The 19,916-nt window shown below is 52.6% G+C and carries 18 protein-coding genes and 1 pseudogene; 15 read left to right on the plus strand and 4 right to left on the minus strand.

Annotated elements, in window-relative coordinates:
* Positions 1–44: 44 nt before the first annotated feature.
* Positions 45–1,229, plus strand: a complete 1,185-nt coding sequence (locus ACPUC7_RS18805; RefSeq protein ID WP_494924035.1) for a NupC/NupG family nucleoside CNT transporter — start codon at positions 45–47, stop codon at positions 1,227–1,229.
* Positions 1,230–1,346: 117 nt separating this feature from the next.
* Here ACPUC7_RS18805 and ACPUC7_RS18810 read toward each other — a convergent pair whose 3' ends face one another.
* Entirely contained in the window at positions 1,347–1,790 is a 444-nt protein-coding gene (locus tag ACPUC7_RS18810; protein WP_494924036.1) for a DUF3574 domain-containing protein, read from the minus strand.
* 146 nt (positions 1,791–1,936) lie between these two features.
* On the opposite strand from ACPUC7_RS18810, the gene ACPUC7_RS18815 reads away from it, so the two are divergent.
* From ACPUC7_RS18815 to ACPUC7_RS18845, 7 genes are all read left to right on the plus strand, one after another.
* A complete protein-coding gene (locus ACPUC7_RS18815) occupies positions 1,937–2,800 on the plus strand; it encodes a YicC/YloC family endoribonuclease (protein WP_343553444.1) in 864 nt (287 codons plus the stop codon).
* A gap of 444 nt (positions 2,801–3,244) precedes the next feature.
* Positions 3,245–4,168, plus strand: coding sequence for a kdo(2)-lipid IV(A) palmitoleoyltransferase (gene lpxP, locus ACPUC7_RS18820; protein WP_494924037.1), 924 nt, complete (start codon positions 3,245–3,247; stop codon positions 4,166–4,168).
* 138 nt (positions 4,169–4,306) lie between these two features.
* Positions 4,307–5,761, plus strand: a complete 1,455-nt coding sequence (locus ACPUC7_RS18825) for an efflux transporter outer membrane subunit (RefSeq protein WP_494924038.1) — start codon at positions 4,307–4,309, stop codon at positions 5,759–5,761.
* Positions 5,762–5,825: 64 nt separating this feature from the next.
* On the plus strand, positions 5,826–6,971 hold the full coding sequence (locus tag ACPUC7_RS18830) for an alanine racemase (RefSeq protein ID WP_494924039.1): 1,146 nt from the start codon (positions 5,826–5,828) through the stop codon (positions 6,969–6,971).
* 111 nt (positions 6,972–7,082) lie between these two features.
* Positions 7,083–7,478, plus strand: coding sequence for a polyketide cyclase (locus ACPUC7_RS18835; protein ID WP_494924040.1), 396 nt, complete (start codon positions 7,083–7,085; stop codon positions 7,476–7,478).
* Between the two features lie 435 nt (positions 7,479–7,913).
* Positions 7,914–8,180, plus strand: a complete 267-nt coding sequence (locus tag ACPUC7_RS18840; protein WP_494924041.1) for a hypothetical protein — start codon at positions 7,914–7,916, stop codon at positions 8,178–8,180.
* Positions 8,181–8,254: 74 nt separating this feature from the next.
* Positions 8,255–8,899 carry an oligosaccharide flippase family protein gene (locus tag ACPUC7_RS18845; RefSeq protein WP_494924042.1) on the plus strand — a complete coding sequence of 215 codons (645 nt, stop codon included), beginning with the start codon at positions 8,255–8,257 and terminating at the stop codon, positions 8,897–8,899.
* Positions 8,900–8,980: 81 nt separating this feature from the next.
* Here the strand turns inward: ACPUC7_RS18845 and ACPUC7_RS18850 are convergent, their stop codons facing one another.
* Positions 8,981–9,673, minus strand: coding sequence for a response regulator transcription factor (locus ACPUC7_RS18850; RefSeq protein ID WP_494924043.1), 693 nt, complete (start codon positions 9,671–9,673; stop codon positions 8,981–8,983).
* A gap of 347 nt (positions 9,674–10,020) precedes the next feature.
* Between ACPUC7_RS18850 and ACPUC7_RS18855 the strand changes: the two genes are divergently transcribed.
* A complete protein-coding gene (locus ACPUC7_RS18855; protein ID WP_343553452.1) occupies positions 10,021–10,638 on the plus strand; it encodes a trimeric intracellular cation channel family protein in 618 nt (205 codons plus the stop codon).
* Here ACPUC7_RS18855 and ligB read toward each other — a convergent pair.
* Positions 10,555–12,321, minus strand: a pseudogene (gene ligB, locus ACPUC7_RS18860) (NAD-dependent DNA ligase LigB); the annotation flags it as partial. The gene ACPUC7_RS18855 and the pseudogene ligB sit on opposite strands and share 84 nt — an antisense overlap.
* Positions 12,322–12,561: 240 nt before the next feature.
* On the opposite strand from ligB, the gene gmk reads away from it, so the two are divergent.
* The 5 genes from gmk to recG are packed head-to-tail and all read left to right on the plus strand — an operon-like array spanning position 12,562 to position 18,424.
* Positions 12,562–13,185 (plus strand): guanylate kinase, encoded by a 624-nt coding sequence (gmk, locus tag ACPUC7_RS18865; RefSeq protein WP_494924044.1) that lies wholly within the window; start codon positions 12,562–12,564, stop codon positions 13,183–13,185.
* Positions 13,186–13,242: 57 nt separating this feature from the next.
* Positions 13,243–13,518: a DNA-directed RNA polymerase subunit omega gene (gene rpoZ, locus ACPUC7_RS18870; protein ID WP_007885265.1), complete on the plus strand. Its 276-nt coding sequence runs from the start codon at positions 13,243–13,245 to the stop codon at positions 13,516–13,518.
* A 20-nt stretch (positions 13,519–13,538) separates the two neighbouring features.
* Positions 13,539–15,650: a bifunctional GTP diphosphokinase/guanosine-3',5'-bis pyrophosphate 3'-pyrophosphohydrolase gene (spoT, locus tag ACPUC7_RS18875; protein ID WP_343553454.1), complete on the plus strand. Its 2,112-nt coding sequence runs from the start codon at positions 13,539–13,541 to the stop codon at positions 15,648–15,650.
* 3 nt (positions 15,651–15,653) lie between these two features.
* Positions 15,654–16,349 (plus strand): tRNA (guanosine(18)-2'-O)-methyltransferase TrmH, encoded by a 696-nt coding sequence (gene trmH, locus ACPUC7_RS18880; protein WP_494924045.1) that lies wholly within the window; start codon positions 15,654–15,656, stop codon positions 16,347–16,349.
* The gene (gene recG, locus ACPUC7_RS18885; RefSeq protein ID WP_494924046.1) at positions 16,346–18,424 is read left to right on the plus strand and encodes an ATP-dependent DNA helicase RecG; all 2,079 of its coding nucleotides are present in this window, start codon (positions 16,346–16,348) and stop codon (positions 18,422–18,424) included. The genes trmH and recG overlap by 4 nt, the downstream gene beginning before the upstream one ends.
* Here the strand turns inward: recG and ACPUC7_RS18890 are convergent.
* The gene (locus ACPUC7_RS18890; protein ID WP_494924047.1) at positions 18,421–18,906 is read right to left on the minus strand and encodes a MarR family winged helix-turn-helix transcriptional regulator; all 486 of its coding nucleotides are present in this window, start codon (positions 18,904–18,906) and stop codon (positions 18,421–18,423) included. The genes recG and ACPUC7_RS18890 overlap by 4 nt on opposite strands.
* A gap of 70 nt (positions 18,907–18,976) precedes the next feature.
* Between ACPUC7_RS18890 and ACPUC7_RS18895 the strand changes: the two genes are divergently transcribed.
* A complete protein-coding gene (locus tag ACPUC7_RS18895; protein WP_494924048.1) occupies positions 18,977–19,912 on the plus strand; it encodes a quinone oxidoreductase family protein in 936 nt (311 codons plus the stop codon).
* Positions 19,913–19,916: the final 4 nt, after the last annotated feature.

The following is a 19,916-nucleotide window of genomic DNA, read 5'->3' on the forward strand; positions in this document are numbered from 1 at the left end:
CGGCTGTGGCTAAATGCGCCTTTCCTCACTTAAAAAGATAAATGATGACAGCGATACTCCATTTCCTGCTGGCGCTAGTGGTGATCTTTGCCCTTGCGCTGTTGGTCAGCCATGACCGCAAACGCATTCGTCCGCGCTTTATTATTCAGTTATTGATTGTCGAAGCCGCATTAGGTTGGTTCTTCCTGCATTCGGCAGGTGGCCAATCGGTGGTAACGGCGGTGGGCGGCTTCTTTGAAGTGTTATTAACCTACGCCACGCAAGGCACCAACTTTGTTTTTGGCAATATGGCTGAACAAGGTTACGCGTTTATTTTCCTCGGCGTGTTGTGCCCGATTGTGTTCATCTCCGCACTGATCGGCATTTTGCAGCATTGGCGCATCTTGCCGCTGCTGATTCGCGCGGTCGGCACGCTGCTGTCAAAAGTGAATGGCATGGGCAAGCTGGAGTCATTTAACGCCGTCAGCACCTTGATTCTCGGTCAATCTGAGAACTTCATCGCCTATAAAGGCATTCTGGGTGATATCTCTGCGCCGCGCATTTACACCATGGCAGCGACCGCGATGTCGACAGTTTCGCTGTCGATTGTTGGCGCTTACATGTCGATGATTGACGCCAAATTTGTAGTCGCGGCGCTGCTGCTTAACATGTTCAGCACCTTTATTATCCTGTCGATCATCAACCCAACGCGCCCAGAGAATGAAGAACACATTGCGCTGGATAAGTTGCATGAAGACCAGAGCTTCTTTGAGATGTTGGGCGAATACATTCTCGCCGGTTTCAAAGTGGCGATGATCATTCTGGCGATGCTGATTGGCTTTATCGCGCTGATTGCCGCAATCAACGCCTTGTTCGAACTGGTGTTTGGCTACAGCTTCCAGCATCTGCTCGGTTACGTGTTCTATCCGTTTGCGTGGCTGGTTGGTATTCCTTCGGCGGATGCGTTCCAAGCCGCCAGCATTATGGCGACCAAATTGGTGGCGAATGAGTTTGTCGCGATGATTGAGCTGAAGAAAGTTGCAGCAGAAATGACACCACGCGGACTCGGCATTCTTTCGGTGTTCCTGGTTTCATTCGCTAACTTCGCATCGATTGGCATCGTTGCCGGAGCTATTAAAGGGCTGAATGAAAAGCAAGGCAATGTGGTGTCGCGCTACGGCTGGAAACTGGTTTACGGCTCCACGCTGGTGAGTTTGCTGTCGGCGGCATTTGCTGGGTTGTTTATCTGATGTCGAGATGGGTCACCATAAATGGCGACCCTACGAAAAACGCGCCGGTGCGTTGTAGGGTCGCCATTTATGGTGACCGAAAAAACGCTTAGCTGACGAGCATGGCGCCATGAATGATTAAAATGCCACGCACACCAACGAATCCACTCGCATGACCGACTCCTGCTCGAAGCGCTTTTTGTAGATATCACGCAATGCGTTGATGCTATCTGAACTGCTGCGATCGGGATTATGAATCAGCATCAGCGCTTTGCTGTTTTCGCGCGCCAATTTGCCGTTATCACCTAGCCACTGACCTTTGGCGTCATAAACTGACAAGCCTTCTTTGAAGCGCAGCGTCACATCGTTATCGACAAATTGCTGCCATTCCTGGCTGCTTACCGTGCCGCCTTTCGGCTTGTTCATGCCAAACCATAAGGTGGTTTGCATCATGATATCGCCAGAGCCGCACACCGCCACCGGCGCCGTGTTGGGTGGAATGTGTTCCAGCGATGTAGAAGGTGCCTGGCATCCAGCCAGCAAGAACGTCAGTAAAATCGGTAAAGCCACAGAGCGGAACATCACTATCATCCTCAAGAGTGAACCAGCGCTAAGCATAAGTGCCTGCTGCTAAAAGCGGTAATTTTTTGTTATTGCGCTTATGCCTGTTAGCGTAGAGTCTGCCTCGCTATACTTCACCCAACATTTCTGAAAATGAGAAGACGACTATGATCCGCAGTATGACCGCTTACGCCCGCCGCGAAGCCAAAGGCCACTGGGGCAGCGCCGCCTGGGAAATCCGCTCGGTGAACCAACGCTATCTGGAAACCTACATCCGTCTGCCGGAACAATTTCGTGGCCTGGAGCCAGTCATCCGCGAGCGCATTCGTAATCGCCTGACGCGCGGCAAAATCGAGTGCTATCTGCGTTATGACGCCGACGCCAGCGCGCAAGGCGAATTGCAATTGAACGAATCACTGGCAAAACAGCTGGTGCAAGCTGCCAACTGGGTGAAGATGCAGAGTGATGAGGGCGCGATCAATCCGCTGGATATTCTGCGTTGGCCGGGCGTGATGTCTGCGCAAGAGCAGGATCTCGACGCGATTAACGCTGAGTTGCTGGTCGCGCTGGATGGCGCATTGGATGACTTCATCGAAGCACGCGAAAGCGAAGGCACCGCGCTGAAAGGGATGATCGAACAGCGTCTGGAAGGTGTCTCGCAAGAAGTGAGCAAAGTACGTGCGCAGATGCCAGAAGTGATCAAATGGCAGCGCGAGCGCCTGTTAACCAAGTTGGAAGAAGCCGAAGTACAGCTGGAAAATAATCGCCTTGAGCAAGAGCTGGTGATGATGGCGCAGCGCACCGATGTGGCTGAAGAGCTGGATCGCCTCGATGCGCACGTCAAAGAGACCTACAACATCCTGAAGAAGAAAGAAGCCGTTGGCCGCCGCCTCGACTTTATGATGCAAGAGTTCAACCGCGAATCAAACACGCTGGCGTCGAAATCAATTAATGCTGAGATCACCACATCAGCCATTGAGCTGAAAGTGTTGATCGAGCAGATGCGCGAGCAAATCCAGAATATTGAGTAATCTTCGCGGATAATCGCTAAAAACTCTCAATGAAGCCCACCATAGAGTGGGTTTCATCGCCTCTAAAAAGATCACATCGCTTTAACATTTCGAAACTGGTTCTTTTGGAATGGCCGGTGTTTTCCGCCGTTAGCGTAAATCTTTTGTCAGCAATGATAAAAATTCATTTCTATCACGCAGATAAGCGCGCTGTTGCCGTAGGAAAACCTCAGATCATTCCGAAAATAAATCACTGTTTACTAAGGTTAAATTAATAAAAATAGTGATTAACACGCTAATAGTCGTCCTATCCATGAGTTCACTGAATCCTAAAGATTGTGGAGATTGCGTTTCTTTGACGGCACTATTTGTTAATCTACTGGTCGTAATTAGAACAGTTGTACCGCCAGGAACTCATGGACCTTCTTCTTTGCGCGATACATTTTTTCCCGACATGAAGGCGTTATGACGAAATCCCGGCAGTTCAGCTCTATTCTCTTGCATCCCCGCTATTGGTTTACCTGGTTTGGTCTGGGTGTGCTGTGGTTGCTGGTGCAACTTCCTTATCCTGTATTGATCCGGCTTGGCGCGGGTGCGGGCACCTTGTCTCGTCACTTCCTCAAGCGTCGCGAACGCATCACGCGCCGCAATATCGAGCTGTGCTTCCCTAATATTGATGAAGAACAGAAAGAAGCGATGATTGCTGGCAACTTTGCCTCGCTGGGCATGGCGCTGGCGGAAACCGGCATTGCGTGGTTCTGGTCTGATGCGCGCGTGCGCCGCTATTTCCAGGTCAGCGGCATGCACAATTTGCAGCAGGCACAAAGCCACCAGCGCGGTGTGATGGTGATCGGCGTGCATTTTATGTCGCTGGAACTCGGCGGTCGCATCACGGGTTTGTGCCAACCGATGATGGCGATGTATCGCCCGCACAATAATCAGGCGATGGAGTGGGCGCAAACTAAAGGTCGTATGCGTTCTAACAAAGCGATGATTGATCGTCGCGATCTGCGTGGCATGGTGCAGGCGCTGAAAAAAGGTGAAGCCGTTTGGTTCGCACCCGATCAAGATTACGGCCCGAAAGGCAGCGTGTTTGCCCCGCTGTTTGCGGTTAAACAAGCGGCGACCACCAACGGCACCTTTGTGCTATCGCGTCTGGCGAAACCGGCTATGTTGACCATCGTGCTGATTCGTAATCAGGACAAAAGCGGTTATCAGCTGATTATCCAGCCAGAGCTGGAAGGTTATCCGTATGAAGATGAAGCTGCAGCGGCGGCTTATATGAACAGAGTGATCGAGAAAGAGATCCTGCGCGCACCGGATCAATATCTGTGGCTGCATCGCCGCTTTAAAACCCGTCCACCAGGCGAAGCCTCGCTTTATATCTAATCTTCTGATGCAGCAGGCATTCGTCTGCTGCTCATTTTCTCCGCACACATTTCACAACCATTCTTAACGAAAAACAGGTTTGTCAAAATTGGCACCGCCTCTTGTAATAGCGGTCTTACTCTCTCTTTGACCAAAACCATGACTCTGCATTTTTTTGCCAAACCACGCGCGCTGCTAGCGATCGCCATTGCCAGCGCGCTGCTGGTCGGCTGTGCCAATCCGCATGGCTTACACACCCAAAATACCTTGCTAGATGCCAATACGCTGCAAGCGAATCAATCCCTGCAACATGCCCATTTCAGTGCGGCCAACTGGCCTAAAACCGCTTGGTGGCAAAGTTTTGACGATCATCAGCTTAATCAACTGATTAACGACGCGATGGCATCCAGCCCAGATTTGCAGGTGGTTAACGCGCAGGCGGATAAAGCCAATGCGCAGGTGATTGCTGCCGATGCGGAGCGTTATCCTGATGTCGATCTCAATGCCGGGATTACCCGCTCACGCGTGGCGAAAGTGGATGATCCGCTGCTGGAAGGCAAAAGCTACAGCACCTTGCGCACCGCCAGTGTTGGATTGAGCTACACCTTCGATTTGTGGGGCGGCAAAAAAGATGCCGCTGAAGCCGCGTTGGGACAGGCACGCGCCAGCGAGCTGGATCGTCAGGCCAGCCAGTTAACGCTTGCCGCCAACGTCACGCGCGCGTGGAATAACCTCAATCTGGCGTGGAACAACGCAGAACTGACGCAGCAGAATGTTGATCGCGCCGATGGCATCGCCAAAATCCAGCAGCAGTACGTTAGCGCGGGATTGACCTCGGATTATCAATATAAGCAGGCGCTGTCACAGCAGAAAACCGCGCAAGCCGATTTGACGCAGGCCAAACAGAGCATCACCGATGCCGGTATTCAGCTTTCCACGTTGATTGGCAAAGGCCCGGATTATTGGCATCAACTGAAGCCCGCGAAAATAAATGTGCCAGTCGCGGCAATGCTACCGAATGCGATTCCCGCGGAGTTGTTAGGGCGTCGGCCGGATGTGGTGGCCGCACGCTGGCGCGTTGAAGCCGCCTCGAAGCAGATTGCTGCGACTAAAACCGAGTTCTACCCCAACATCAACTTAGTGGCGGAAGCGGGTACCAAGTCGCTGCTGGGCGACGCCTTCTTTGGTGCCCCAAGCCAGTTCTTTAACGTTGGACCGAGTTTGTCGCTGCCGATCTTTGATGCCGGCAAACGTCGCGCGGATTTAGCAGAAACTGATGCCAATTGGGATCTGGCGGTGGCGCAATACAATAAACTGCTGATTGGCTCGCTGGGCAATATCAGCGACACCATCACACAATTGCAGTCAATCCAGGATCAGCTGGCGCAGCAGGAAAGCGCCAACCAGTTGATTCACAGTGCCTGGAACGACTTGAATCGCGAATATACCGCGGGATTGCGTCCGTATCTGGATGTGTTGACGATTCAGAACCAGCTCATCGCTTCCGACCAGAAACTGGTGGCGCTCAAGGCGCAGCAGATTAATCTCGCCGTGGTATTGATTGAAGATTTGGGTGGTGGATTCCAGCAGAGTGAGCCAGTCACGAAGGGCTGAGGCTGGCAATCCGGCTGGCATTGATGAATCATAGTCCGCACTGTGTAATCACCTGCGGACTATTATGATGGAACAGAATATTGCGGCTGGCTGGTTGCGGCCTTTATTTGCCGATCACCTCACGCCTTACCTCGAAATTGATCAATCGCGCCTGATGCGCAATCTGCAACAGATGCAGCAAAAAGCCGATGCCGCTGACGTCACGCTACGCCCGCATATCAAAACCCACAAAAGCGTCTGGATAGCCGAGCAGCAACGCAATTTGGGTGCGCGCGGTATTACTGTTTCTAAACCCAGCGAAGGCGAGCCGTTTATTCGTGGTGGCGAAAGCGATTTGCTGCTGGCTTATCCAATTGTCCATGCCGACACGTTGGCAGAGCTGATGGCGACCGCAGAAAAACATCATGCACGCATTACTTGTATCGCCGATTGCGCGGCAGGTGTGGCGGCGATTGCCGCTGCGCATCAACGCCAACCGCAATGTCAGCTGGCAGTGGCGATCAAAGTGGATGTTGGCTTGCATCGTGTTGGCGTTGATCCCCATAGCGATGCGGCCATCACCTTAGCACAACAGATCCAAAATGCTGGGCTGCCGTTTGCCGGATTGGTCTCTCACGCCGGTCATGCTTATGGCGCGGGCAATCCAGCCGCAATCGAGGAAGTCGCTCAGCAAGAGGTAGCGCTAATGCGCGATGTACAGCAACGCGTCATCGCTGCCGGATTTGCATCCTGCCCAATTTCTGTTGGCTCAACGCCCACCGCGTTAGCCGCACCCCTGGCGCAAGGCAGCGATGAAATTCGCCCAGGTAATTACGCGTTGCTCGATCTCACGGCATGGCGTTTGGGATTGTGCTCGCCGGATGCATTGGCGTTGAGCGTGGTGACGCGCGTGGTGGCGGTGAATCCACATTTTGCGATTGTTGATGCCGGTTCCAAGATGCTCAGTTCCGACAAAGGCCCGCACGGCACTAATGCCAGCGGGTTTGGCATCGCCGTGGATGAGCACGGTAATCAGTACGAAGTGCTCAAGCTCTCCGAAGAGCATGGCTTCCTGCAATATAACGATCAGGCTCCGCCGGTTGGCGCGTTGCTGCGCATCTTCCCTAATCACAGTTGTGCGGTGGTTGCGCAATCAGACCATTTCGTACTGCGTGAAGCGGATAGTTCATCCAGCGTGAAGTGTATTGAAGGACGTGGCTTGTTTACTTAATTGCAGCGGTTTCACGGAAACCACTGTTGCCCCACACTTCCATCACCGGGCCGTTTGCAGCCCGGTTTTAGCGTGCTTTAATGGCTTTTTGTCCACTCATCAGGAGGTTCCATGCTGCCATCCCAGACAGTCACGCTAACCGTTCCACGTAACTGGTTGGATTTATATGAAACCATTTGGAAACCTGAGTGTTTTGCCAAATGGGCAAGCGGGCTGAGCAGCAGCACGCTGACTCAGGAAGGGAATAGCTGGAAAGCCAAAGGGCCAGAAGGCACGGTGAAGATTCGCTTTACCCCGCACAACCCTTTCGGCGTGATGGATCACTGGATTGATACTGGAACCGGTAAAGAGATTTATATGCCGATGCGCGTGATTGCTAATGAGCAAGGCGCAGAAGTGGTGATGGTGGTTTATCGCCAGCCATTGATGTCAGATGAGAAGTTTGCACAGGATATTGCCTGGGTAAAACGCGATCTGGAACAGCTTTTACATCTATTAACGCATTAGAATCAATGCATTATGTAGCTATCACTTCTTGAACACGCGCTGGAATCAATCAATAAAAATCGGTTTCTTTTTTGCTCAGTAGCGTTTAACTGTTTTAGTGAAACCATTTGGTGTTTACCGCTCAATCACCAGTTCGGCTAAAGCATCCTCTCCGGGAAAATTCCTGGTGAGGATGAGCAATAAAACGCTGAGTCGCTCTGATTTATCAAAGTTTTTTAGTTATAAAAGTATCACCTGATCAGTGGGACGTACTGAATGACGAAAAAGACTAATAAATAGTAAATCATCCGCCTTATATATTCATATGCAAATTCTGAAACCATTTATTCCTGCGGTCTATTTATAGGAGTTTTCTGATGGTGTTAATTTAATTAAAACACGGTATAACTCATTCACACACAGCAGTAACCATAATAACAACAGCAGGGAAATAATATGGATCGCTCAACCTATCCTTTGTTATCAGAAAAAGAATTTGTTGAGATTGCCAGCCGGATGCTGGCCGGGGAATATATAAACTCAAAAGGATTTTATAATGATCTGTTGGATTTTCTCCGCTCCGGGGGCGATACCAGGCAGACAAAAACACCATTAAGCGCCAGGGGCATATTTTTAAATTCAGAACATCATTTAATTGATTGCATCTTTACGTGGCAAAGCCTGAAAGGCATCTCAGGACTGCGCCAGGAATCGCTGCATTGATATGCGCTGTGCTCCAGCCTGCGGCTGGAGTAACCCCTTAATTGCACTGGTACATGTACCATAACGAGCAAAGTATGGCGATAAGAGAAAAAAATCTGACTAATGCAAAATGGTCAATTTTGTCATCGATTAAAATCGTCGGCATTGGTGTTTTACAACTTTCACTTCTGGCACAAATACTACAGGCAAATGAGTTAAACTTATTGGCTATTGCTATCGTGATGTTATTAGTGATTGATACATTATCTGATCGAGGATTTGGTAATTCGATAATCAGAAATAAAAACCTGAATAATAGCGAGTTATCGATCTTATATTGGGGTAATGTATTAACTGGACTACTTATCTTTGCCGTATTATTTATTGGCAGCGATATTTCCAGCCGAATAATTAATCAGCCTGAAATGGCCGTAATGTTGGAAATGATTTCGGTAATTTTCATCATTATTCCACAAGGTCAGCATTATCGCGCCATATTGCAGCGGGAAAACCAATTTTCGCGCATCGCCTTCACGGAAACCTCTTCTGTGCTGGCTGGATTGGCCGTCACGCTGTTTACCGTGTGGCTGATGCCTTCAGTGCTATGCGCCATCTGGGGTTACCTCGCCATGGTATCCATCAGAATGCTGGTCTACTGCTATTACGGTCGTTCCTGGTTCCAGCCAGAATACCGTTTTAGCCTGAAAAGTTTCGCCAACGTGCGAGCAAGAAACGGATAATAAAAACAAGTCTGTATGGTGGGCTCTGGGCATCTGAGAAGATGCGTTCGCGTGCTGGTCGCCAGCACGCTTTTTTCTTTTTTAGGCTTCCAACAACTCTTCCAATGAGTCAAAGGTCAGTTCGCTTAATTTGCCGTTACGCTGCAAGCGCAGCCAACTCACCAACATCCGCAACTCATCAATCACCATGTATAAATCGGCCATGTCATTTTTATTTTTGACTTGCAGTCGCGTCAGCGCGTTCAACTTGTGTGCATTCACCGTTTTATGACTAATGCCTAAACGTGCACCGATACTTTCCATGCTGTAACCCCACGCCATCATCAACAGCACGCGCAGTTGTCGGTCAGGCAACAGAATGTCGGCCCCTTCTGGCAAATGAATTTGTGCATTGGTGTTGAGGCAAGTGAGCAGCTGAGTGGTCAATATCTGGCGTGAGGATTTTAAGTCCAGAATATTAAGTGAAGGCAGATAACGACTGAGCGCATGCATCAGCGGCAATAAACGACGCGTTAGCACCACGATTTGCATCGCGGGAAACTGCTGCTGCAAGGCATAAAGTATTTTTAAGGTGCCAGATAACGGCATATTTTCGTGAAAGATACACACCAGCAGCCGTGGTTTGAGCTTCTCACATTGAGACATGACGGTGCTGAGCGACCACAACTCATGTATCTGGCAGGCGGCAGGTAGCCCGGCTAATAAACTCTTTAGCCCTAGCGCCGCCAGTTTGTCAGAGGAGAAAAAGAGAATGTCGTCGTTGCGCGTTTTCATGCCAGTCCAATAGTTGCTTGATGCGGTTCGTTAAGCCGATACGCATGAATGCGCACCCTACAATGCCGCTGAGTCGATGCATCATAAAAAGAGAGCCTGTTTGTTCAGGCACCAATGACGTACGACACAAGCAAGACAAAACTTAAAATTGAGAATCAAGCCTCTGGCACTTCGCATCACTTTTACTTATGCGAAACACTTCTGAAATGCAGATTTATCGCGTGAAATAAGCCTGCTAGCATGCTTGCCATCAAAATGGCTAATCCGGAGGCACTTTCTTTAGAAAATATCAGTGGTCTACACTCTGGGAAATTTCTACCCTTGCCGCCACTTTAATGGGGTGCACTATGTTATTAACCGTTCTCTATATTATAGGTATCACCGCTGAAGCCATGACCGGCGCGCTGGCGGCAGGGCGTCGTAAGATGGATTTGTTTGGTGTGATTATCATTGCCTCGGTCACTGCGATTGGCGGCGGTTCAGTGCGCGACATCCTACTTGGCCACTATCCGCTCGGCTGGGTTAAGCATCCCGAATACATCATGATTGTGGCGGCCGCAGCAGTCGTTACCACTTTCGTCGCACCATTGATGACGCACCTACGTAAAGTGTTTCTGGTGCTTGATGCGCTGGGTTTAGTGGTGTTTTCGATTATTGGTGCCCAAGTTGCGTTAGATACCGGCCACGCGTCGATTATTGCCGCCATCGCGGCTGTGATTACCGGCGTGTTCGGTGGCGTGCTGCGCGATATGTTTTGCAACCGCATTCCGCTGGTATTCCAGAAGGAACTCTATGCTGGTATCGCCTTTGCCTCGGGCTGGATCTACATCCTGTTGCTGAAAACGCCACTGGCGCACGAAGCGGTGGTGATCATTACGCTGCTGTTCGGCTTCTTTGCGCGCTTGCTGGCGCTGCGCTTCCGCCTCGGGTTGCCGATCTTCAACTATCCCCATCCTGAACACTGAGTTGGCAGCGGGGATTCCCTGCTGTTGCAGAAAGTGAATCAACTGCTGCAGGTCTGCATCCTGCAGCATCGCCACGATACGTTGTGCCAGAACATTGCCGATGCCGGGCAACTGCTGCCAACTCTCCGCACTTCGCGCGAGTAGTTGCGACCATTGCGTGTCCGGCAGCGCCTGAAGCGCCGTTTTCGGCAGCGGCAATCCCAGCGCAATCACCCAACGCCGCAGCGGCTGCTGTCGCGTTAAGTTAAAGCGATGCCAGATTTGCTCAGCGCGCGCGGGTGAAATTCCATTCGTCTGCGCAATGTGATCGGGCGTCAGCGTTAACCAGGAAAAGAGATGAGTGATTCCGCCACTGTCGAGTAGCCGCTGCCAGTTGCTGCGCTGTACACCAGCGATATCCAATACCGGTTTAAGGCTCAACCAACTCAGGCGAGATAAAAACTGCGCGCGGCAAGCGGCAGTGAAATGCAGGCAGCTCAAGCCATTAAATTCACCATCTTGTGGCGAGGCGGGATAATCGCGCTGTGCCACACGCCAGATCACGCGCTCCAGACGCGGAATACCTAACCCAGCCAGCGTTAGCGTCACTTCATCACCGGCAATCACATCCAGCTCACGCCAGCGGCGCAGCGAACCGAGATTAACCCGGCGCACGGTTTTATCATCCAACTGCACCGGAATAAGATTCAGCACCACGGCGACTTTGCCAGTGCGCCCCACATTGAAGTCTACCGAGAGCACTTCGCTGCTCACTTCCGCGGGTTGATATTTCCACGCCGCCGACCAACGGCCTTGTCCTGGCTGCCAATCGCGCCCTGCGCTGCCCGGCGATTGATGCATCACCACGCCATCGGTGGCAAACGGCAGTGATTCGTGGAACCAGCGATCGCGCCATACCGCCACCTCTTCTTCATTACTCACCTGGCGGCTCCAACTCTGCGCCAGGCCAAATCCCCACTGCGCGAGTTGCGCCAATCGATCATTCATTGATAGCGGGCCATCCGGCCACGCCCAGATGAAAATGCCAAGATGCTCCAACAACGGGCTGTTGTCATGCCGCATCATGGCACCCGCCACCTGAGCGCGCGCATTTTTGCCGCCGTCACGGGCTTGTTGATGATCAGTCATTTGCAGAAACAGCTCACCTTGCAGCACGACTTCTTCGTGCAACGTAGCAATCTGCTGCGGGATGGCGGGAATATGCGGAGATTTAGCCAGCCACTCTTCACCGCGTAAACCATCACCACGACTGATCAGTGAAACTAACTTACCGAGCCGATACACCAGCGTAACGGCCACGCCATCGACTTTTGGCTGCACCCACAGTGAAGATCTATCCTGCATCCAATACGCCACGGCTAATTTATCGCGCAGTTTGCGTACGCCGGTATGCGCCACCGGATGATGTGTACTGCCATCGGTGGTGAGTTGTGCATCGTAGGTGGATTGCGTGGGCATAAAGCAGCGCTGCCACTGCTGCAAACGCTGTTGCAGACTGTCGTAATCCTCATCGGTCACTTGATTGGTGCCTAACCGATAGTAAGCGTCATCCCATTGTCGCAATTGGGTTTGTAGCTGCGTGATCTCTTGTCCAGCGCGCACGGGGGACCAATTCGGGCACAGCGCTTCGGCCCAGCAACTCACGCTAAACAGGCAACACAGTAGACTCAGAAATCCTTTCATCTTGGCTCTCCTTTTTTCGCTATTGGAGAGTGCGGGACAGCGTTATACCAGCGGTGAAATAGCTTCTTTGAAGCCAGATTCCAGCCTTTATGTGGCGTTTGCAGCCTACAACATCGGCTTCTGGCGCGGCCTCACAGAAAAAAGAATTGCCTCAGCCAAGCGGCAAACGCTGCGTGGCATGCCTAAGCCGTGTATACTGTGCAGGAAATCGACTCCGCTCTTAATCAATTCAAGATAACCATGGCTCAAGGCACGCTCTATATTGTTTCCGCCCCCAGCGGCGCGGGTAAATCCAGCCTGATTCAGGCACTGTTAAAGACACAACCGCTGTACGATACGCAGGTGTCTATTTCGCACACCACCCGTGGCGTGCGTCCCGGTGAAGCTCATGGTGAGCACTATTTCTTCGTCTCTAAGACTGAATTCGAGACCATGATTGCCGCAGACGACTTCCTCGAACATGCGGAAGTGTTTGGCAATTATTACGGTACGTCACGCGCTGCAATTGAGCAGGTGCTGGCGACCGGCGTTGATGTTTTCCTGGATATCGACTGGCAAGGCGCGCAGCAAATTCGCAAGAAAATGCCTGCCGCGCGCAGCATCTTTGTGCTGCCACCGTCTACCGAAGAGTTGGATCGCCGCCTGCGCGGTCGCGGTCAGGACAGCGAAGAGGTGATTGCCCGTCGTATGCAACAGGCCGTGGCGGAAATGAGCCACTACGCCGAATACGATTATTTAATCGTTAATGATGATTTCGATCTGGCGCTGTCCGATCTGAAAACCATCATTCGCGCAGAACGTCTGCGTATGAGTCGCCAAAAATCGCGACATGATGCTTTAATCAGCAAACTATTGGCAGTCTGAATTCACTTTCAGTATTATGCCCAGTCATTTCTTCATCATCTGTGGAGTAGCACACCTATGGCACGCGTAACCGTTCAGGACGCAGTAGAGAAAGTTGGTAACCGTTTTGACCTGGTGTTGGTCGCTGCACGTCGTGCACGTCAGATGCAGGTAGGCGGTAAAGATGCGCTGGTTCCGGAAGAGAACGATAAGCCGACCGTTATCGCCCTGCGCGAAATCGAAGAAGGTCTGATCACTACCCAGATTCTGGATGTCCGTGATCGTCAGGAACAGCATGAGCAGGAAGCCGCTGAGTTACAAGCCGTTACCGCTATCGCTGAAGGTCGTCGTTAACAGCACTTCGCAGGTCGCCCTTGTATCTGTTTGAAAGCCTCAATCAATTGATTGAAAAATACTTGCCTGAGGAGCAAATCAAGCGCCTCAAGCAAGCTTATCTAGTCGCGCGTGATGCCCACGAGGGTCAAACACGCTCCAGCGGCGAGCCTTATATCACCCATCCTGTAGCCGTTGCCTGCATTCTGGCCGAGATGAAACTCGACCATGAAACGCTGATGGCCGCGCTGCTGCATGACGTGATTGAAGATACGCCCGCCACTTACCAGGATATGGAACAGCTGTTTGGTAAAAGCGTTGCCGAACTGGTGGAAGGCGTATCCAAGCTCGATAAGCTGAAGTTCCGCGACAAGAAAGAAGCCCAGGCTGAAAACTTCCGCAAAATGATCATGGCGATGGTGCAAGACATTCGCGTCATCTTGATCAAACTGGCCGACCGCACGCACAACATGCGCACGCTCGGCGCGTTACGACCGGATAAAAAGCGTCGTATCGCGTTAGAAACGCTGGAGATTTACAGTCCTCTGGCGCACCGCCTTGGTATTCATCACCTGAAAACAGAACTGGAAGAGCTCGGATTTGAAGCGCTCTACCCGAACCGTTTCCGCGTGATCAAAGAGGTGGTGAAAGCGGCGCGCGGTAACCGCAAAGAGATGATTCAGAAGATCCTTGCTGAAATCGACGGGCGCTTACAGGAAGCGGGCATTCCTTGCCGCGTCAGTGGTCGTGAAAAGCATCTCTATTCGATCTACCGCAAAATGCACCTGAAAGAGCAGCGTTTTCACTCGATCATGGATATCTACGCTTTCCGCGTCATCGTGAAAGATCTGGATACCTGTTATCGCGTGCTCGGTCAGATGCATAGCTTGTACAAACCGCGACCCGGACGCGTGAAAGATTACATCGCCATTCCCAAGGCTAACGGCTATCAATCGCTGCATACTTCAATGATTGGCCCGCACGGCGTGCCGGTTGAAGTGCAGATCCGTACGGAAGATATGGATCAGATGGCAGAGATGGGTGTGGCAGCACACTGGGCGTATAAAGAGAGCGGCGAAGTCAGCGGCACCACCGCACAGATTCGCGCTCAACGCTGGTTGCAAAGCCTGCTGGAGCTGCAACAAAGCGCCGGTAGCTCATTTGAATTTATCGAAAGCGTGAAATCCGATCTGTTCCCGGACGAGATCTATGTATTCACGCCAGAAGGCCGTATTGTCGAATTGCCCGCTGGCGCCACGCCGGTGGATTTCGCCTATGCGGTGCATACCGATATCGGTCATGCCTGCGTCGGCGCTCGCGTCGATCGTCAGCCTTATCCGCTGTCACAATCGCTGACCAGCGGCCAAACTATTGAAATCATTACCGCGCCGGGCGCTCGCCCGAACGCTGCATGGCTCAACTTTGTCGTCAGCTCCAAAGCGCGCGCCAAGATTCGTCAGTTGCTGAAAAACCTCAAGCGTGAAGATTCTGTTAGCCTTGGCCGTCGCCTGTTGAGCCACGCGCTCGGCGGCAGCAAGAAGCTGGCGGAAATTCCTGCCGAGAACATTCAGCACGAACTAGAGCGCATGAAGCTGACCGCCATCGACGATTTGCTGGCAGAAATCGGCCTCGGTAACGCCATGAGCGTGGTGGTGGCGAAAAACCTGCTGCAATCGGGTGGCGAAGAGCCGCAAAGCAACAGCAAACGCAAAAAGCTGCCAATCAAAGGCGCCGATGGCGTGTTGATTACCTTTGCTAAATGCTGCCGTCCGATTCCCGGCGATCCAATTGTGGCGCATGTCAGTCCCGGCAAAGGCTTGGTGGTGCATCACGAATCCTGTCGTAACATTCGCGGCTACCAGAAAGAAGCTGAAAAATTCATGCCGGTTGAATGGGATAAAGTGACCGATCAGGAATTTGTTGCCGAGATTAAGGTCGACATGTTCAACCATCAAGGTGCTTTGGCGAACCTGACGGCGGCGATCAATACGGCAAGCTCCAATATTCAAAGCCTGAATACTGAAGAGCGTGATGGACGCGTGTATAGCGCCTTTATCCGCCTCACCGCGAACGATCGCGTCCATTTGGCGAATATTATGCGCAAAATTCGCGTAATGCCGGACGTTATCAAAGTTCACCGCAACCGTAACTAGTCCATGAATGCCCAACGCTTTGCTCGAATCCAGGAGATGCTGGCCCTGCGCCAGCATGATCTCACCGTTTGCATGGAACAAGTGCACAAACCACATAACGTTTCGGCAGTAATTCGTACCGCCGATGCGGTGGGCATCCATGAAGTGCATGCCGTGTGGCCTAGCGTGCGTATGCGCACCATGGTTGCGGCCTCGGCGGGCAGCAATAGCTGGGTGAAGGTCAAAACACATCCTCACATTGCCGACGCGGTGCGTCATCTCAAAGAGAGTGGCATGCAGGTGTTGGCGACCAATTTGTCAGACAAAGCGGTGGATTTTCGCGCAGTCGATTACACCAAACCCACCTGCATTTTGATGGGTCAGGAAAAAACCGGCATCACTGCCGAAGCGTTGGCGTTAGCCGATCAGGACATCATTGTGCCGATGGTTGGCATGGTGCAGTCGCTCAACGTTTCGGTCGCTTCGGCGCTGATTCTGTATGAAGCACAACGCCAACGGCAGAATGCCGGAATGTATCAACGCAAATACAGCTTGTTGGATGAAGACGAACAACAGCGCTTGTTGTTTGAAGGTGGCTATCCGGTATTGGCGCGCGTCGCCAAGCAGAAAGGCCTGCCTTATCCGCACATCAACGCCCAGGGCGAGGTGGAAGCCGACGCCAATTGGTGGACCACCATGCAATCGACGGGTAAAAAATGAAAGGCCGTCTGCTGGATGCCATCCCGCTCAGTACCCTGACCGGCGTCGGCGCCAGTCAGGCGGGGAAACTGGCCAAACTCGGTTTGTTCACCATTCAGGATTTGCTGTTGCATCTGCCACTGCGCTACGAAGATCGCACCCAACTCTACAAAATTAATGACCTGCTGCCGGGCGTTTGGGCCACGGTGGAAGGCGAAGTGCTGAGCAGCGAAATCACCTTTGGCCGCCGCCGCATGCTGGTGTGCCAAATCAGCGATGGCAGCGGCATGCTCACCATGCGTTTCTTCAATTTCAATGCCGGAATGAAAAACAGCCTGTCGCCGGGCCGCCGCGTCACCGCTTATGGTGAGATTAAACGCGGTCAGCGCGGTGCGGAAATCATCCATCCTGAATATCGCGTGCAGGGCGAACAAGGCGGCGTTGAGCTGCAAGAAACCTTGACGCCGGTTTATCCCACTACCGAAGGCATTCGCCAGGCGACGTTGCGAAATCTCACCGATCAAGCACTGACGCTGTTGGAGAGTTGCCCGATTGCTGAGTTGCTGCCCGCCGAGTTGAGTGGCGGCATGATCAGCCTGCCGGATGCGCTGCGCACGCTGCATCGTCCACCGCCAGATTTACGTTTAAGCGAGTTAGAAACCGGTCGTCATCCGGCGCAAAAACGCTTAATCCTTGAAGAGTTGCTGGCCCATAACCTCAGCATGTTAGCGGTGCGCGCCGGTGCGCAGCGGCATCATGCGTTGCCGATGAAACCGCTGCATCAATTGGCCAATCAATTGTTAGCCGCCTTGCCCTTCTCGCCAACCGGCGCGCAACAACGCGTGGTGGCGGAAATCGAAAAAGACCTGGCCAACGATTTCCCAATGATGCGCCTGGTGCAAGGCGATGTTGGTTCCGGCAAAACCTTGGTTGCTGCATTGGCCGCACTGAACGTCATCGCCCACGGCAAGCAAGTGGCGTTGATGGCGCCGACCGAACTGTTGGCTGAACAGCACGCCAACAACTTCCGCCAATGGTTTGCGCCATTAGGAATTGAAGTTGGCTGGCTAGCGGGCAAACAGAAAGGCAAAGCGCGCGAAGCGCAGCAAGAAGCGATTGCCAGCGGCCATGTCGCGATGGTGGTCGGTACTCACGCGCTATTCCAGGAACAGGTGAAATTCAATGGCATGGCGCTGGTGATCATTGATGAGCAGCACCGTTTTGGTGTGCATCAGCGCTTAGCGTTGTGGGAGAAAGGCGAGGAGCAAGGCTTCCATCCGCATCAGTTGATCATGACTGCCACGCCGATTCCGCGCACCCTGGCGATGACCGCTTACGCCGATCTGGATACCTCAACCATCGACGAACTTCCGCCGGGACGTACGCCGGTTACCACGGTGGCGATTCCCGATAGCCGCCGCAGCGAGATCATTACGCGGGTGCAAAGCGCTTGTCACGAAGGTCGCCAGGCCTATTGGGTGTGTACGCTGATTGAAGAGTCCGAAGTATTGGAAGCGCAGGCAGCGGAAGCGACGTGGGAAGAGTTGAAAATCGCGCTGCCGGATTTGCAGGTCGGTTTGGTACATGGCCGTATGAAACCGGCAGAAAAACAGGCGGTGATGGCGGCGTTCAAAGCCAATGAAATCCAACTGCTGATCGCCACCACCGTGATTGAAGTTGGCGTTGATGTGCCGAATGCCAGCTTGATGATTATCGAAAACCCAGAGCGACTGGGATTGGCGCAGTTGCATCAGCTGCGCGGACGCGTGGGTCGTGGCGCTGTCGCCTCGCATTGCGTGTTGCTGTATAAAGCGCCGCTGAGCAAAACCGCGCAGAAGCGTTTGCAAGTGCTGCGCGACAGCAACGACGGTTTTGTGATTGCCCAGCACGACCTGGAGATTCGTGGCCCGGGTGAATTGCTGGGTACGCGACAAACCGGTAATGCCGAATTCAAAGTGGCAGATTTGCTGCGCGATCAAGGCATGATTCCCGAAGTTCAGCGCGTGGCCCGTCACATCCACCAGCATTATCCTGAACAGGCACAAGCCTTAATCGAGCGATGGTTGCCGGAGACTGAGCGCTATAGCAATGCTTAATCCGCCGCTTTTGCCTTATCAATCGCGATAAAATCCCCAACAAACTTCTGCAACAGGCGTGTTAGCTCGGCACATTCTGTATCCTGCCAGCCAGCGAACAGATTCTGATAAATCTGCGTGCGTGCCGCGTCGATTTTATCGGTCATCAATTTACCCGCCGCCGTGATCACCGCTTCATTCACCCGCTTGTCTTTGGCATTTTTCTGCCGCTGCGCCAGTCCCAACTCTTCCAGTTTCGCCACCTGACGACTTACAGTGGTGTAATCACGTCCAACGCGTTCCGCCAGTTCCACTACGCCAATCGGGCCAAAACGGCCAATCTGAATCAGTAATGGAAACAGCGCGCGATCGAGTTGGATATTAGATTCTTTGATCAACAATTCATCGCGTTGCGCCCGGTTAAAGGTGCCGACAATCATCAGCAGCGCGTTGTGCAGATCATCAAATTCCGCACTATTATGTGTATTTTGCACACTTTTCATTGACGTTATTCCGGGGCAGAACTAATGTGTGCATATTACACATAGTTTCCTGTTAACTGAAGGTGAAGAGATGAAAGCAGCCATAGTTTCTACGGCAGGCGAACTGCCCATTTACAGTGATTTTCCTGCGCCACAGGCCGATGAGCAGCATGAGGTCGTTAATGTGAAAGCCGCCGCCGTCAGCCAATTGGCGAAAGCGCGCGCTGCCGGTACGCATTACAGCGCTGCCACACAATATCCTTTTATTGTCGGTATCGACGGTACCGGCACGCTCAGCAATGGCGATCCGGTCTACTTCCTCGCCTTCTATTCACCGTGGGGTAGCATGGCGGAACAGGCGCTGATTCCCAAAGAAAGCATCGTTCCGCTACCGGCATCACTTGATCCGGTGCTGGCGGCAGCGCTCGCTAATCCGGGCATGTCTTCCTGGGCGGCATTGACCCGACGCGCGCAACTGCAAGCCGGTGAAACCGTGCTGATTAATGGCGCAACCGGCACTTCCGGTGGTTTAGCGGTGCGTATTGCACGTCATTTGGGTGCGGGGAAAATCATCGCCACTGGCCGCAATCGTGCTGCACTGGAGCAACTTAAAGCGCAAGGCGCTGACGTTACGTTGACGCTGGATGAATTGCCGGGCGCGTTGCCGGCGTTGATGAAAGAAGGCATCGATGTGGTGCTGGATTATCTGTGGGGCCAGAGCGCGCTGGACATCATGCATGCGGCGGTGGCAGGCAAAGAAAAAACCGTGCGCTTTGTGCAGATCGGTTCGCTGAGCGGTCAGGAAATTACGCTGCACAGCAAGTTGCTGCGCTCATCGGGATTGACACTGATGGGGAGCGGCCTGGGCAGCGTTTCCGATCAAGAACTCATCGCCTGCATCAGCGAAATGCTGCACGCCGCAGCTGAAAGCGATTTTTCCATCGCCTTCCAGATGCGCCCGCTGAGTGACGTCGCCCAAGCCTGGCAAGAAGATGACAGCCGCTGCCGCACGGTGTTTACGCTTTAAATGT

The sequence above is a fragment of the Pantoea sp. CFCC18179 genome (assembly GCF_059412405.1).